This window comes from Ureibacillus chungkukjangi (assembly GCF_044795995.1).
In the GTDB taxonomy this organism is placed as follows: Bacteria; Bacillota; Bacilli; order Bacillales_A; family Planococcaceae; genus Ureibacillus; species Ureibacillus chungkukjangi.
In genome coordinates this window covers 2,973,567-2,987,849 of record NZ_CP085009.1, presented here as the reverse complement: position 1 = coordinate 2,987,849, position 14,283 = coordinate 2,973,567, and the positions used below count along the sequence as shown (strand labels likewise).

Here is a 14,283-nt window from a genome sequence, read left to right as displayed (position 1 = left end):
ACAGCACGAGGGAGAGACTACAGGCTCGAGCCGTGCCCCCGGAAAGAGTCCCCGTAGCGGAAATCAATTTAGTTTAAGCAAAAAAATATCAAATTTCTCAGTGAGAAATTTGATATTTTTTGTTGTGTCCCAGCCTCTTTTATTTTTGACTAAACCCGAACGCTATATTAAAAGCACAGAAATAAAAGACAGCATATAATATTACATCATTTTCTGAAAGGGATGAAAAAATGTACTATCCTCCAAATGGGTATCCAAATCAATACCCATATTATAATCATATGTCGATGTATCATTATGGTGGGAACACAAATCAGTGGCATTCTTTTGAGCCAGTGCTTGTAAATCAAAATCAATTTGGTTCGTATCAAGCAATGAATACAAATAATGGTTTGGCAATTAGAGATTATGGAAGAAGTCCTTTTGTTATCAATATTAATGAAGCAACGAAACGAAACAATACGTATCGTACTGCTTTGTGGACTGGAAACCACCTACAGACGACATTAATGAGTTTGAATCCTGGAGAAGATATTGGTTTAGAAATGCACCCAGACGTTGACCAGTTTTTACGAATCGAACAAGGTCAAGGTGTTACTGAAATGGGTAAAAGCAGGAATCAGTTAGACTTTAGAAGAACAGTTCAGGATGATTCAGCAATTTTTATACCTGCTGGAACATGGCATAACTTAACGAATACAGGGAATATTCCATTAAGGCTATATTCTATTTATGCGCCACCTAATCATCCATTTGGCACGATTCACCGCACCAAGGCAGAGACAATGCATGCTAAGAAGGGGAACTCTCATCCTAATGGTAGCCCAAAAATTGATGGTAAAACACCAGATGAATGGATACGATATACGGAATTTTTAGTAAACGAAGGGTTAGAAGATGTTAAAAGAGGGATAAATGCTACACATATTCTACAAGAATTTATCCTCATGGGGATTCTTGTAGGAAAAGGATATGCTCCTGAAAAAGCATATGAATTGGTGGAAGAATGGGAAAGAACAGGGGAATCGAAATTACTGCAACAAAGCAAAAATATGTAGAAGTAGAATAAAGAAAAACGGAATCAAGAATAATCTTAAGTATAAAAGGGGGTTGATTGTAATGGTTAACTCTGTTTTTATTCTTTTAAACGTATAGTAAAGGATACTAAAATTACTTTTAACTAGAAGTATATACAAAAATTACCTTTGTTCTAATAAATAATATCAAGTGTTTTGAGATTCAACAATCGGGCGCAATTCTTGTTAAAGAGATTGTGCTTTTTCAGCATTAGGACTATATATATAATAATTTTCTAAAAGCCTCTGGACAAATATGTTAGAATATATAGAAAAATACATATAAAGAGATATCTTATGAATAAATACATTAAAGAGTGAACAACACAGGAACAATGGATAGAAGAAGCATTCCTGTTCTCGTTCAGTTGCGAACTGATTTAACAGAAGCGTTATACCTAAACTTACTTCAAGAGATGCAAAAAGATGTATATAAGTTGTTTGCTCTATATAGCAATAGGAAGTTTAATAATGAAGAAGGGGGATGAAAGAGTTGAAGACATTCCTTTCTGGTATTGCAGGCGTTCTTATAGCGATAATAGTTGTAAGCATAATTCGTGATGGTGAAATAAATTGGGATACAATCGGTATTTTAATTGGTTTAATATTATTGATATTGCTTATTAGACTAGGATTGAGTTTATATAAAAATTGAATAAATCCCTATCGAACTAATAAAGTTTCTAAATCAATAAGATAATCCATAAACGGGCACAATTCTTAAAGATGAATTGTGTCATTTTCAGCAATAGGACCAGATTATGGAATACAGGATGGTTGAGATTTACACTTAATCCTAAATAGGATACATAGAAGAGGGGAATTTTATATGAGTGAGATGATATGGAGGAAAATAATATCAGCGTCTGTATCTGGGTCATTGTTTGCTATATTAGTGGCATTAATCGTTCCAAATCCATTTGGAGAAAGTATAAGCTCGATTGGAGAATACATATTCACTTTTATATTAGCTACACCTGTTTATTTGATGTACAGCTTCCCAGTAATATTAATTTATGGGGTTATAACTTCAATAATTTGTGATTTGATCAGTAAATTTCAAACGAGAAAAAATAATCATAAAAAAATCGAATTAATTCTTAACGTGATTTTTCACATCCTTTTTGGTCTTATCTTACTTCCTTTTAGTTTGGGTGCAGCAATTTTGTTCTTAATTACAGATAAAATGATACAAAAAAGGAACTATAAATTTAATTGGGTACATTCTGTTAAAAGTTTTGTAATTCCTTGTGCTGTTTGGTTAATATTCATGGGAATTATTTATTTGAAACATATATTTTCTAATTTAAACGAGCTTTTAGTTTAACAAAAAGCCAATGTCTTGAACCTCAACGATGGGGCACAATTCTTAAAGAAGAATTGTGCCTTCTTGAGTAAACGGAAAAGATTGTTGATGAAGGAATGCTTTCAGATATTCAAGAAATAGTAATTGTAAAGGATTACAGTTAAAGTGAAGGATTAGTCTAAGTACATTTTGTATTATTAACTATGTTTTAGGATACGAATGTAGGGTATCAAAAAAAGAATAATTAAAAGGAGGAAATAACTTAATGGCACATGAACAATATCTGAGTGTAATTGAGTCACTTCATGAATGTATGGTAGCTTGTAATCATTGTTATGATGCATGTTTAAAAGAAGAGGATGTCAATATGATGGCAGAATGTATTCGTCTAGATAGAGAGTGTGCAGATATTTGTGCTTATTTTGAACAAGCGATAAGCAGAGGAACACCATTTATTTCAGAGTTGGCGGAAGTATGTGCAAAAATTTGTAAAGCATGTGGTAATGAATGTAAAAAACACAACCACGAACACTGTCAAAAGTGTGCTGATGCTTGCTTGAAATGTGCAGAAACATGCCTAAGCCTGATTGCTTAAATATCGAATTAATATAGAAGTGTTTCCTAATTGTAGGATACACTTCTTTTGTTGTAAAATTTTTTCAATACCACTTTATTAATAGTGGGCGAAATTCTTAAATAGAATTGCGCCATGTTCAGCAATCAGGGTCAGATTGTTGAAGAAAATCCTATTAGGAAGATTTTCAAAGATCACGTTGGGAACTATTTAATTACAATTGATGTCTATAAAAAATGGAAGTAAATGGAGGCGTCATTATGTGGCTAATAATAGGTCTTATTGCAATAATAGCAACTTTTATAAATCTTTATATGTATGCAACAGGTAAAGATTACAAGCTTGCCATGGCAATGGGGTTATCATTTACAGCATTAACCCTTTGTGCAGAATACAGTCTTAGATCTCGTTGGGTAGAAGTGAAAGATTGGGCAGCTTTAGAGGATGTAGTACCAAGTATGGAAAGGGCATTATGGTTTTTGACAATTGTTTCTATCTTACTAAATCTAGCACCTATTCATAGATCTGTATATAATACTAATTTCCAAATTACGAAAAGAACAGTCTATAAATAATTTTTAAAGAACGGTATAATGTAAGTAGAGTGAATGATATCGAATCACAATTTTCGTTGTTCCTGTTAGCAATCAACGTTTTTTGAATGCAAGTAATCTGGCGCTTTCCTTAATAAGGGAGGTGTTTTTTTCATTAAAGAGTTATAATGCCGTTAAAGAAATTTGAGGATATTATGTTAAATAGCCCCCACCTTACTTGAGATGGGGGCTTGATGTATCCTTTTGATAATTCGAGCTTAAATCATTCTAGCTTATTGACGCTTCTTGGTTTTCTTATTATTAAGTCTCTCTGTCGCTGTCAAGGGTTCGTTTGCAAGTTCATGATCAAATTCCCTTGATAAATTCTTCCTTACTGCTTGCTCATCGCTAACATTACCACTTAAATTTTTCTTTTCGCTGTTACTCACAATATCCACCTCCATGATTTTAGTTTGCCACGTGGAATCCTTAGTATGCATTTTTGTTAATTCTTATGATAATTCTTTATCTCATTATGGTTGAACAATGCTGTATAATAATGGATATCTTTAGTTTGAAAATCTCATCCTGCACGGGGAGTATTGTATGTGGAGTTTTAGCACTTTAAAAGACAAACGTTACTGGATTCTTTTGACTCTAGGTATAATAATTTTGATCTTGGTCACTGTTTTTACACCTGATTACATTCTTGAAAAAACCTACTTTGGACCATTTTTTATACTTCTATCTACTGTTTCATTTTGGTCGATATACTATCTTTGGAAGTATTTTGGTGATAAAAAGAAGAGGAATAATACGGATGACTGTTGCGATTTGTGACTTGCTTGTGAAACTAACATGGCGCGTTTCTTAAATAAGAAATGCGTCTTTTTTCTATGTAAAGGTTCTGTTTAAGGAGTATTGCAGATTGCCGAAAATAAGTCCTTTTGTAAGATTTTAAAGATTTGAAGCTGTTTAAAAAAATGATCGTAGGGTAAAAAATGTACCAGAGATTAGTTTGTGAAAGCTTACGTGTTTTATAAGCTTTTGGTGAACTTTTTACTTTGGCTTTAAATATTTTACTAGGAGATGATTTTGATGAAAAATCCACATCTAACTAATCCACGTACGAAATTTTATACAGACAAATTCCCAGATCAAGAACAGAACACTCCAGCAATACAGAGTAAAATGAGCCCTAAACCTGACTGCGGGGAAGAATCATATAAGGGTTATAATCGTTTAGAAGGCCGTAATGCTTTGATTACTGGTGGCGATTCCGGAATTGGGCGTGCCGCCGCTATTGCCTATGCACGTGAAGGTGCAAATGTAGCTATCCAATTCTTCCCTGGCGAAGAAGAAGATGCGAACGAAGTCAAAGAATTAATTGAAAAAGCAGGCAGAAAAGCATTGCTGCTACCGTATGACTTGCGAGAAGATGGAGCTGCGACAGAGATTGTTACAAAAACAGTGGAAGCTTTTGGTGGATTGGACACGCTAGTATTGAATGCTGCGCAGCAAATTGCACAGCCAACCCTAAGTGATTTATCCATCCAACAAGTGCAGGATACCTTCAAAGTAAACATTATCAGCATGTATGAGACGGTAAAAGCTGCCGAAGAGCATTTGGAAGCAGGAAGTGCAATTATTACTACCTCATCGGTTCAATCTTTTAATCCATCCACATCTTTAATGGATTATGCGGCTACAAAAGGTGCAATAAGTAACTTTACGATAAACCTTTCCGCGTACTTTGCTGATAAAGGGGTGCGTGTCAATGCGGTTGCCCCAGGACCAATTTGGACACCATTGCAGCTGGATAACGGACAATTGGATGGACAAATTCCTAAGTTTGGACAAAATTCTCCTCTTGGTCGTGCGGGACAGCCAGTAGAGCTAGCACCGGTGTATGTTCTCCTAGCCTCGGATGAAGGAAGTTATATCACAGGTCAGATTTACGGGGTAACAGGTGGCGAAGCAATCGACTTGTAATTTTAAATGTGAGTTAAATAAAAACCCCTTCCTCGTTTAAGCATAGATAATGTAAAAGATAAGAAGCTTGCTGCAGTTGAGTTAAATACCCAATTGTAGCGGGCTTCTTTTCAGGAATAACAGTGTTTGACAAGTGGGTCAGATTTTTTAGTAAATGTTGATGAGATATACTAGTGTGAACAGTGTTATGAATAAGTAAAAAACTATAGACCATTTGGGCACCATTCTTGCAAAGGAATTGGGCCCTTTTTAGTTAGTTATCGGACCAGATTGAAGAACAACATTCTAATATTGTATTTTTTCAAAATAAGTTTTGGGAACATATAATTACAATTGATGTCTATATAAAAAACGAAAGTTTAAGGGAGGCGTCATTATGTGGCTAACAATAGGCCTACTTGCAATAGTAGCAACTTTTATAAATCTTTATATGTATGCAACAGGTAAAGATTACAAGCTTGCCATGGCAATGGGGTTATCATTTACAGCATTAACCCTTTGTGCAGAATACAGTCTTATATCGCAATGGGTAGAAGTGAAAGATTGGGCAGCTTTAGAGGATGTAGTACCAGGCATGGAAAGAGCATTATGGTTTTTGACAATTGTCTCGATCTTACTAAATATAGCACCTATGCTTTTAGAACGAAAAGGTAAGAAATAATTTCTTATTGTCACTATTTATTCTATACAATTAATGTGTAGGTAATTTTGTATAACTACCGGGGATTTTAGGTAAATAACTATTATCGATAATTGAGCGTAATCTTGAAAAGGAAGTGTGCCTTCTTTAGCTATATGGCATATTCTTGATTACCACGAAATAAATGCAATTTTTTATATATGTTAAAGTAATCTTGAGGAGTACAATACTTGGTGTTTAAGAGCGGACTTACTAAAGGGGGAGTGTGTGCACACTAGTTTAATCAGCAATAGTAGAAGAATGACAAGAAAAGGCTCGACTCCTCTAAATAGGAATCGAGCCAATATAACGTGGGTCTGTCACGTTGTTGGAGTTAGTACATAAATATAAAATCTCTTGTTTTATTTATTTAATTCCTTATATAAAACATATTTTAAAGCCGAAATCTCATCTTCGGATAGTTTACCTTCAATCACGGATAATAATTCATCTTGATTAATTGAACCGTTTTGTGCTTGTTCCTGAATATCAAGTAATCGATTAACGCCCACCTTTTTTATTAACACACGTGTTGCTTCTTCTTTAGTTTGGAAGGGAAGGGTATCCGGATTTGTATTTGCTGCCTCTCTTACAATCTCTTGAACCTTCGAATCGTTCTCGATATAAGATTTTACTTCTGCTAGTTTTTCATCATCTAAAGTAGATTCCACTTTTTCCATTATTTTTTCGGAGGCGATATTTGTCCCAAAATGCCACACCGCATAGCCAGCTACTCCGAGTAAACCAAGAATTATTACGGTAAATGTTAAAAACTTTTTCATCAACTCACTCCTGACACTTTGAATATAGCACAACTTTTTAGAAACCACGAAGAAAAGATGTTTACTATCAATATATATTTGGTTATAAGGAATAACATGTATTTCTAGAAATGAATTGTGCCTTTTTAGTTAAAGGGGCTTTTAATAGCATAATACTTAAAAGGAAGTATATGGATAATTATGTTATAGTTAAGTTGAGATTGTAAAGAAATGATTTAGTTGTTGGTGCAAATTATGTGGTTTTTGTTCTTTTTGTAAAAGGTAAGAATCCGTTTTAAATAGAAGAAAATTATTAAATTTACAATACAAATACATAAATTAATAGAAATATAACGAATCAGTAATAACTCAAATTGCTAAAGGATATAGGGGGATGGGCTTTGAAGAAAGTGGGAATAGTTTTTGCTTTGTTGTTCATAGGTGTAGTTATTTTTATTTTCGATTGGCATCAAAACAGAAGATATCGATGAAATGAAAAACATTACAATAGGTGAACCAATTCATTTTCTCCTGCCTTTTGCTAAACAAATCGATCAGCTCAATGCAATCGCTTATGATAAAGATGGAAATAAGCTTTATTACTATGGTAGGGATGAGGGGAATACTAATATTAACGATATAAAATGGCTTAAAGTGAAAAATGAATAGTATGAAAATTACTTTCATTATAAGAAATCATATAGAGAGGTGGGGGTTATTCCAGTGACTAATATTCTGATGTATATAATGCTTTTAGGGAGTCAATTAATAAGTGCTAGTTTAATATTTGCTATTTTGACTTCCGTGCTTGTGAAAAGCAGAAAGAAAGGAATTCTGTTTTTAACAATTTACATATTACTAGTTTTATATTCTCTCACTATTGGTTTTGAATATTCAACAATAATGGGGATTGGTATGTTGATTATTTACATCGGCTTAGGTCTATTAACATACATTGTTATTAAAAAGAAAATATCAAAAGAAACTGTTCTATGAAAGTTTGTAAAACAAAATATAATTTAATAATCTCAACCTTGACAGGGAGAAAACTAAATACTAGAATTTTATATAATCAATAGAGTTTTAGCAGTTCCTATTATCTTAAGTTTGATAGTCAACCCTTTTGGACATTGATTACCAATCTAAGCCAAATAGGAAATTAGAATAAAATAAAAGGTAGACGATTTAAAGAACCTAAGTAGGTTAGTTAAAAGTAAACCGACAATTTTCAAAGTATAATGGTTTTTTATTGGAGACTATTATCTTTTTAATTGTCGGTTTTTTTATATAACAATTGGTAGCAATTGATTTGGAGAGAATGTTTAAAAGTGCAATCTCTTGGATTCTCTGGGTATCCGTGGATTTCAAAGAGATATTGGCAGAAATAATTTAAGATAATAGTTCATTAGCAACTAAGACCGGTGTCATATAGGTATAAGGATATTTAGCTTATAGTTTAAAGTTAGCTGAGAAATAAATAGCAGAATTTAAAAAATCTGAATTATGGAAGGGAAGGAAGATATTTTGGATAAAACAAAAGGTGTTCTCGAAGCTGAAATTAGTAAAGTGTTAACTCATTGGGAGAAAACTTATCTAGGTCGAGGTTCTGTATCGGTTAAATCAGATATTGTGCGAGATATGGTAGTTGTTGTGTTGAAGGGAGTCTTAACACCTGCAGAGTATTCGGTATGCCAAGAAAAAGAGGGGTTATTATCAGTAAAAAAAATGCGAAACAGTCTGGTGGAATCCGGGGTGATAGAAATAAAAGAAGCACTATCAACTATTACGGATTTGGAAGTAGTGAGTTTTTATACGGATTTAAGTACTATAACTGGAGAACGCATTATGGTATTTAAGCTTTCAGAGGATTTACAAAGTAAATTATGATGAAACAATAATACATTTGTTGGTCATACAGGAGGTTGAAAAAAATGGATAAGAATACGAAATTAGTATCTCACTTAGATGAAAACCTAAAAAATAATCCTGAAACTAACGAAGATGAAGTGCAGCCCAATTTAAAGAATACGATTGAAAAAAATAGAGAAATAATAGAAAAAAATCGTGAAATGCTCGGGAAATATAAAATTTTTCATCCATTTAAATTGTTGATGTTTTGATAATTGGTAGGAATTTAAGAGGTGCCAGTCCGAATGTGGGCTGGCACTTTGTAATTTAACTGGTTAAATAATTTGTTTAAGGTAAGGAAGTATTCAATATTTTTTAGTTATAGCGGCTCTAGCCTGCACTTTTATAGTATCGAAAAGTGAAAAAGAATTTTATATTTTGTCGAATGAGAGAAGATAGTTTAGAATGATAAGAGAAATGTATTAACTATAGGAAGGAAAGTGAAAGTATGAGTAACGGAATTTTCAAGATACCAACACCTAAAAACGAGCCAGGCAATACATATGCTCCAGGTACAAAAGAAAGAGAAACATTAAAAGCGGAACTAAAGCGCCAATCTGAAATGGTAGTAGATATCCCTGTAATTATTAACGGCCAAAATATTAAAACAGATACAGTGAAGCAAGTAGTAATGCCACATGCTCACCAACATGTGTTAGCAAACTACTCAGAAGCTGGAGAGAAAGAATTACGTGATGCTGTCGAGGCTGCTATGGCTGCAAAAGAATCATGGGCTAATATGCCTTGGGAACATCGCGCAGCTATTTTCTTAAAAGCTGCTGATTTAATCTCTGGTCCATACCGTGATGTTATGAATGCTGCAACTATGTTAGGACAATCTAAAACAGCTATCCAAACTGAAATTGATGCTGCTCAAGAATTAATAGATTTCTTACGTTTCGGTGTAGATTATGCAAATCAGATTTATCAAATCCAGCCTGACAGCATGAAGAATGTTTGGAATCGTCTTGATTACCGTCCATTAGATGGTTTCGTATTAGCGATTTCTCCATTCAACTTCACTGCAATTGGTGGGAATTTACCAGCAGCTCCTGCAATGATGGGGAACGTAGTTGTTTGGAAACCAGCAACAACGTCTATTCTGGCAAACTACTACTTCATGCGTATTTTAGAAGAAGCTGGATTACCAAAAGGTGTAATCAACTTCGTACCATCTCGCGGATCACAAGTATCTGAAGTAGTTTTAACAGACGCTCGCATGGCTGGATTCCACTTCACAGGTTCTACAGCTACATTCCAAACAATTTGGAAAACAGTAGGAGAGAACATTGCAAGCTACAAATCATATCCTCGTTTAGTTGGGGAAACAGGTGGTAAAGACTTCGTATTTGCTCACGAAACTGCACAAGCTGACAAAGTAGTCGCTAACCTTGTTCGTGGAGCATTTGAATACCAAGGTCAAAAATGTTCTGCAGCTTCACGTGCTTACATTCCACAAAGCATGTGGGAAGAAGTGAAGAATGGTTTAGTAGAAGAAACTGCTAAGCTTAAAGTTGGGGATGTACGTGACTTCCGTAACTTCATGGGAGCAGTAATCGATAAGCCTGCATTTGATTCAATTACAAGTTATATCGATTATGCTGCAGCATCTGATGAAGCAGAAATTATTGCTGGTGGTACTTATGATGATTCTGTTGGTTATTTCGTTCAACCGACAATTATTGTAACAACTAATCCAAACTTCAAAACGATGGTCGAGGAAATCTTTGGACCAGTGTTAACAATCTATGTTTATGAAAATGAAAAATTAGAAGAAACTTTAGATGCAGTTGATACAGCGTCTATGTACGCATTAACAGGTGCAATCTTTGCACAGGATCGCCAAGCAATTCTTCACTTAGAGAATCGTTTATCTGGTGCAGCTGGTAACTTCTACATCAATGACAAACCAACTGGTGCCATGATTAACCAACAACCATTTGGTGGTTCTCGTGGTTCTGGTACAAACGATAAAGCTGGGTCAGTATTTAACATGATTCGCTGGACAACTCCACGTGTCATCAAAGAAAACTTTGCTCCAACAATAGATATTACTTATCCATTCATGGATGAAGAATAAAAAATAATGTAAAGAAGAGGTTAAAGTGAAGTGTTCACTTTAGCCTCTTTTTTTGTTGCATTAATAAAAATAATAATAAGTGAATTGGATATTTATGTTAAAATTAGGTTAAGTGAAGAAGCACATAAAACATTGTTAAAAGGATGGGGAAGTAGCATGATTATAGTTAGATCAGTTATTTTATGGTTTATTATAACAATTTTCATTAATGCATATTTAATGACATTTCCCATTCCAGTTTTACGAAAAAGAGATTATCCAGCTAACTATGTTATTCAACGAAGCAATAGGATTGATAAACAAACCAAGAGAGAATGTGCAGCATTTTCAACAGCATATGTGTTACGTCATTTTGGTTTAGAGGCTGATGGCGAAGAGTTATATACTAATTTCCCTAGTAAATTGAGGTCAGGCAATGTATATCCAAAGGGAATTCGTACGGTACTAAGAAAAAATGGATTTAAAACAAACTATTATAAAGGAAATATAAATACCTTGAAATACGAGGTTAGTAAAGGAAAACCCGTAATTGTTTTTATTAAAGTACATAAGGAAAGTAAGGATTTGCATTTTGTTCCTGTCATAGGATACGACAAGGAGTATATTTACCTTTCAGAATCATTTAGTCAACTGGTGAATTGTAATGATGAGAACATTGGCTATAATCGTAAAGTTCCTATTAATGAATTTAGGAAATTATGGAATGTGAAAAATATTAATATGCCTCTGTATAGTAATACTTACATCACCGTAGACACCAAAGTTACAAAAAAAGAGATATAAATTTTAATGAAACAGTCTTTAAATGGGGGGGCGGACGGAAATGCGTTACTTTAAAGGATATTGCTTGCTTTTAATCTCCATCTTGCTGTTAACAGGGTGTGCGGATGTAGAAAAATCTCCATCGAATACGAAATTAACCATTAAGTCATACAGCATGAGTGAAAATCAAAGCTTGCTTATTAGTAAAACAGGTGTGGAGCAAATCGAATTTTTCAAGCTGAATGGTACTTTGAAGGAAGAGGATGATTTGCAATTTTCAGTGGAGGTATTTGAAAATGGGAAGTTTAAAGAGGAGCTACTAAAAACTTGGGATGAAGTCCAAACAATATATGAAGACAGCATTATATCATTTGGGATTAGTGACAGTAGAGAAGGAGAGGGCGAGAGCGAAGGAGATCGTTCTTTGAAACTGCTAAATGGTATACCCTCAGGACTTGCTACAACGTTTTATCCAAACAATATGACAGCTTCTACCTTCAGTAAGCTAATCGAAGGAGAAATAACATTAGAAAAAAATAAACCACTTTATTTAGCAGCTTGGCTAGGCACTACAAAAAACGAGTTACGTTCAGGTGGAGGCGGCGATGGCGAGCTTCCAGCAGGCATTGAAGAAGCTGAGCTCGCATTTTTATATAAAGTTTTATGGACCGACAAATAAGATAGCCATAGCGCCTTCCTTGGTTGAGGAGAATCTTAAGCAAACTCTTGAAATACCAATAATCTCGGGAATGCATGTAAATGATGATTTGCATTTGGCCTCTAACTAAATAAGGGGTGAGAATAAGAGGAAATTATTCGGTTATATGTAAAATGGAGCGCTATTTGGGTTAAATAAGGGGAATTTTTCCTGTTATTCGAAGGGAAATCCATTATTTTCATGATTTTTGAGTTGATAAGAGGAAATTCTTCCGCTATTTGAGTAGTTTTCGGTTCAGTTTTCGAAATAAGAGGAAATCCTTCCGTTATTTAGGTAATTTTCGTTTCTGATTTTAAAATAAGCGAAAATTCTTCCACTAATCAAGCTATTCACCACACTATTTTCCAAATAATCGGAATTTCTTCGCTTATTAATTCTATTCATAGTCGGGATTACAATCTATTGGTCAAGCTAATCAGTGAAGCCAGCAAAATAAAAAGGAGCTGAACCATAAACCATGAATCTATTTATTAAATCACTATTCTATACAGCAACAGTACTGGGATACGGGTATATAAAAAATTACATCGAAACCAGCCTATTAATTGATTTTATTATCCTGTTTATTTTAATCGCAATTATTTCTAAGTTAATTGATAAAGCTAATAAGTTAATAGAAAAAAGAACAGCGTCCATTAGTAAAGCAGATTAGTTCTGTTTAACTGGTGGGGCTTTTTTTATTGTGAAATAGTACCTATTATTGGTAATTGATAAAATTGCATAATTGTTATTGAAATTGATTATCATTATCTATATTATTGAGTTATTGAGAATAATTATCAGTTTTTATATAGATACAAAATTTCTGGAGGTTATTATGGATTTATTTGATGTGACGATTATTGGTGGCGGTCCTGCTGGTTTATATAGTGCTTTTTATAGTGGTTTGCGTAGTATGAAAACAAAAATTATTGAGGTACAGCCGGTTCTTGGTGGGAAAGTGAATATCTATCCTGAAAAGGTCCTATGGGATGTTGGTGGACAGCCGCCGATGCAGGCTCAATTATTTGTTAAGAATCTAATTAACCAAGCGAATACCTTTGCACCAACAATTTGTTTAAATACAAAAGTAGAAAAGGTTGAGAAGCAAGGTGAAATTTTTGTGATTTCTACAAATACAGGCGAAATCCATTATTCAAAAACAATCGTAGTTGCTGTTGGTGGTGGTATTTTAAGTCCGATTAAGCTTGAAATCGAGGGCGCCGAAAAGTACGAAATGTCAAACCTTCACTATACAATTCTAGGCTTGGAGCGCTTCCGTGATAAAAAGGTTCTTGTATCAGGTGGCGGAAATGGTGCCATTGACTGGGCAGTTGAGCTTTTATTTGTCGCTAAAGAGGTCGTAGTTATTTACCGAAAAGACCAATTAACTGCTCATGAATCTCAGGTAGATAAGCTAAAAGAGCATGGTGTGGATATTATGCTTAACTCAGAAATTCACTCTGTAATTTCAAATGATAGTAAATCTGCAATTGAGAAAGTAGTTATTTCACAAAATGGCGAGCTTCATGAAATTGAGGTCGATGATGTACTGATTAGTCATGGCTACAATCGTGAGGTTTCTTTGGAATTCGCTCGCGATATCCAACCTATTCGTAAAGATGATTACTATTTAGTGAGCTTGGGTCAATGTAAGACATCTGTTCCTGGAATTTTTGGGGCAGGGGATATTATCTCTTACGACGACAAAGTTGGCTTATTGATTGGTACTTTCCAGGATGCGGTGCTTGCGGTTAATAATGCGAAAAAGTACATCGATCCGAAGGCGGACCAATATGGTATGGTTTCTTCTCATAATGAGAAATTTGCAGAGATGAATAAAGAGCTTTTAGAAGAATTATTCTGTAAGACAGAAGCTAGTAGTCTGTAAATTTAAAATCTTATTGACAGTTAG

At 34.2% G+C, this 14,283-nt stretch carries 19 protein-coding genes; 17 read left to right on the top strand and 2 right to left on the bottom strand.

Annotated elements, in window-relative coordinates:
• Positions 1–230: 230 nt before the first annotated feature.
• The 6 genes from LG296_RS14860 (at position 231) to LG296_RS14835 (ending at position 3,531) form a co-directional block, all read left to right on the top strand.
• Positions 231–1,058, top strand: a complete 828-nt coding sequence (locus LG296_RS14860) for a cupin domain-containing protein (protein ID WP_404427109.1) — start codon at positions 231–233, stop codon at positions 1,056–1,058.
• A gap of 335 nt (positions 1,059–1,393) precedes the next feature.
• Entirely contained in the window at positions 1,394–1,564 is a 171-nt protein-coding gene (locus LG296_RS14855; protein WP_404427108.1) for a hypothetical protein, read from the top strand.
• Complete coding sequence (locus LG296_RS14850; RefSeq protein WP_404427107.1) at positions 1,561–1,731, top strand: hypothetical protein; 171 nt, start codon at positions 1,561–1,563, stop codon at positions 1,729–1,731. Before LG296_RS14855 ends, LG296_RS14850 begins: the two co-directional genes overlap by 4 nt.
• 174 nt (positions 1,732–1,905) lie before the next feature.
• A complete protein-coding gene (locus tag LG296_RS14845) occupies positions 1,906–2,403 on the top strand; it encodes a hypothetical protein (RefSeq protein ID WP_404427106.1) in 498 nt (165 codons plus the stop codon).
• A gap of 244 nt (positions 2,404–2,647) precedes the next feature.
• The gene (locus LG296_RS14840) at positions 2,648–2,977 is read left to right on the top strand and encodes a four-helix bundle copper-binding protein (protein WP_404427105.1); all 330 of its coding nucleotides are present in this window, start codon (positions 2,648–2,650) and stop codon (positions 2,975–2,977) included.
• Between the two features lie 239 nt (positions 2,978–3,216).
• Positions 3,217–3,531 carry a hypothetical protein gene (locus LG296_RS14835; RefSeq protein ID WP_404427104.1) on the top strand — a complete coding sequence of 105 codons (315 nt, stop codon included), beginning with the start codon at positions 3,217–3,219 and terminating at the stop codon, positions 3,529–3,531.
• A 251-nt stretch (positions 3,532–3,782) separates the two neighbouring features.
• Here the strand turns inward: LG296_RS14835 and sspO are convergent, their stop codons facing one another.
• The gene (gene sspO, locus LG296_RS14830; protein ID WP_404427103.1) at positions 3,783–3,938 is read right to left on the bottom strand and encodes a small acid-soluble spore protein O; all 156 of its coding nucleotides are present in this window, start codon (positions 3,936–3,938) and stop codon (positions 3,783–3,785) included.
• 649 nt (positions 3,939–4,587) lie between these two features.
• Here sspO and LG296_RS14825 point away from each other — a divergent pair.
• Positions 4,588–5,481, top strand: a complete 894-nt coding sequence (locus LG296_RS14825; protein WP_404427102.1) for an SDR family oxidoreductase — start codon at positions 4,588–4,590, stop codon at positions 5,479–5,481.
• 376 nt (positions 5,482–5,857) lie between these two features.
• Positions 5,858–6,142 (top strand): hypothetical protein, encoded by a 285-nt coding sequence (locus LG296_RS14820; RefSeq protein ID WP_404427101.1) that lies wholly within the window; start codon positions 5,858–5,860, stop codon positions 6,140–6,142.
• 380 nt (positions 6,143–6,522) lie between these two features.
• Here LG296_RS14820 and LG296_RS14815 read toward each other — a convergent pair whose 3' ends face one another.
• Positions 6,523–6,942, bottom strand: coding sequence for a hypothetical protein (locus LG296_RS14815; protein WP_404427100.1), 420 nt, complete (start codon positions 6,940–6,942; stop codon positions 6,523–6,525).
• Positions 6,943–7,413: 471 nt separating this feature from the next.
• Here LG296_RS14815 and LG296_RS14810 point away from each other — a divergent pair, with 471 nt between their 5' ends.
• The 9 genes from LG296_RS14810 (at position 7,414) to LG296_RS14770 (ending at position 14,259) form a co-directional block, all read left to right on the top strand.
• Positions 7,414–7,590 carry a hypothetical protein gene (locus LG296_RS14810; RefSeq protein WP_404427099.1) on the top strand — a complete coding sequence of 59 codons (177 nt, stop codon included), beginning with the start codon at positions 7,414–7,416 and terminating at the stop codon, positions 7,588–7,590.
• Between the two features lie 54 nt (positions 7,591–7,644).
• On the top strand, positions 7,645–7,917 hold the full coding sequence (locus tag LG296_RS14805; protein WP_404427098.1) for a hypothetical protein: 273 nt from the start codon (positions 7,645–7,647) through the stop codon (positions 7,915–7,917).
• Positions 7,918–8,445: 528 nt separating this feature from the next.
• Positions 8,446–8,808, top strand: a complete 363-nt coding sequence (locus LG296_RS14800) for a DUF2294 domain-containing protein (RefSeq protein ID WP_404427097.1) — start codon at positions 8,446–8,448, stop codon at positions 8,806–8,808.
• 44 nt (positions 8,809–8,852) lie between these two features.
• Entirely contained in the window at positions 8,853–9,041 is a 189-nt protein-coding gene (locus LG296_RS14795) for a multidrug transporter (RefSeq protein ID WP_404427096.1), read from the top strand.
• A 236-nt stretch (positions 9,042–9,277) separates the two neighbouring features.
• Positions 9,278–10,909, top strand: coding sequence for an L-glutamate gamma-semialdehyde dehydrogenase (pruA, locus tag LG296_RS14790; protein ID WP_404427095.1), 1,632 nt, complete (start codon positions 9,278–9,280; stop codon positions 10,907–10,909).
• 30 nt (positions 10,910–10,939) lie between these two features.
• Positions 10,940–11,692: a cysteine peptidase family C39 domain-containing protein gene (locus tag LG296_RS14785; RefSeq protein ID WP_404427094.1), complete on the top strand. Its 753-nt coding sequence runs from the start codon at positions 10,940–10,942 to the stop codon at positions 11,690–11,692.
• A gap of 40 nt (positions 11,693–11,732) precedes the next feature.
• Positions 11,733–12,350: a hypothetical protein gene (locus tag LG296_RS14780; RefSeq protein WP_404427093.1), complete on the top strand. Its 618-nt coding sequence runs from the start codon at positions 11,733–11,735 to the stop codon at positions 12,348–12,350.
• Positions 12,351–12,846: 496 nt separating this feature from the next.
• Positions 12,847–13,041 carry a hypothetical protein gene (locus LG296_RS14775; RefSeq protein WP_404427092.1) on the top strand — a complete coding sequence of 65 codons (195 nt, stop codon included), beginning with the start codon at positions 12,847–12,849 and terminating at the stop codon, positions 13,039–13,041.
• A 165-nt stretch (positions 13,042–13,206) separates the two neighbouring features.
• Positions 13,207–14,259 carry an NAD(P)/FAD-dependent oxidoreductase gene (locus LG296_RS14770; RefSeq protein WP_404427091.1) on the top strand — a complete coding sequence of 351 codons (1,053 nt, stop codon included), beginning with the start codon at positions 13,207–13,209 and terminating at the stop codon, positions 14,257–14,259.
• The last annotated feature ends 24 nt before the right edge of the window (positions 14,260–14,283 follow it).

Coding starts and splice junctions, on each gene's coding strand:
- LG296_RS14860 (WP_404427109.1), top strand. CDS start 231: ATGTACTATCCTCCAAATGGGTATCCAAATCAATACCCATATTATAAT.
- LG296_RS14850 (WP_404427107.1), top strand. CDS start 1,561: ATGAAAGAGTTGAAGACATTCCTTTCTGGTATTGCAGGCGTTCTTATA.
- LG296_RS14845 (WP_404427106.1), top strand. CDS start 1,906: ATGAGTGAGATGATATGGAGGAAAATAATATCAGCGTCTGTATCTGGG.
- LG296_RS14840 (WP_404427105.1), top strand. CDS start 2,648: ATGGCACATGAACAATATCTGAGTGTAATTGAGTCACTTCATGAATGT.
- LG296_RS14835 (WP_404427104.1), top strand. CDS start 3,217: ATGTGGCTAATAATAGGTCTTATTGCAATAATAGCAACTTTTATAAAT.
- LG296_RS14825 (WP_404427102.1), top strand. CDS start 4,588: ATGAAAAATCCACATCTAACTAATCCACGTACGAAATTTTATACAGAC.
- LG296_RS14820 (WP_404427101.1), top strand. CDS start 5,858: ATGTGGCTAACAATAGGCCTACTTGCAATAGTAGCAACTTTTATAAAT.
- LG296_RS14815 (WP_404427100.1), bottom strand. CDS start 6,942: ATGAAAAAGTTTTTAACATTTACCGTAATAATTCTTGGTTTACTCGGA.
- LG296_RS14810 (WP_404427099.1), top strand. CDS start 7,414: ATGAAAAACATTACAATAGGTGAACCAATTCATTTTCTCCTGCCTTTT.
- LG296_RS14795 (WP_404427096.1), top strand. CDS start 8,853: ATGGATAAGAATACGAAATTAGTATCTCACTTAGATGAAAACCTAAAA.
- pruA (WP_404427095.1), top strand. CDS start 9,278: ATGAGTAACGGAATTTTCAAGATACCAACACCTAAAAACGAGCCAGGC.
- LG296_RS14780 (WP_404427093.1), top strand. CDS start 11,733: ATGCGTTACTTTAAAGGATATTGCTTGCTTTTAATCTCCATCTTGCTG.
- LG296_RS14775 (WP_404427092.1), top strand. CDS start 12,847: ATGAATCTATTTATTAAATCACTATTCTATACAGCAACAGTACTGGGA.
- LG296_RS14770 (WP_404427091.1), top strand. CDS start 13,207: ATGGATTTATTTGATGTGACGATTATTGGTGGCGGTCCTGCTGGTTTA.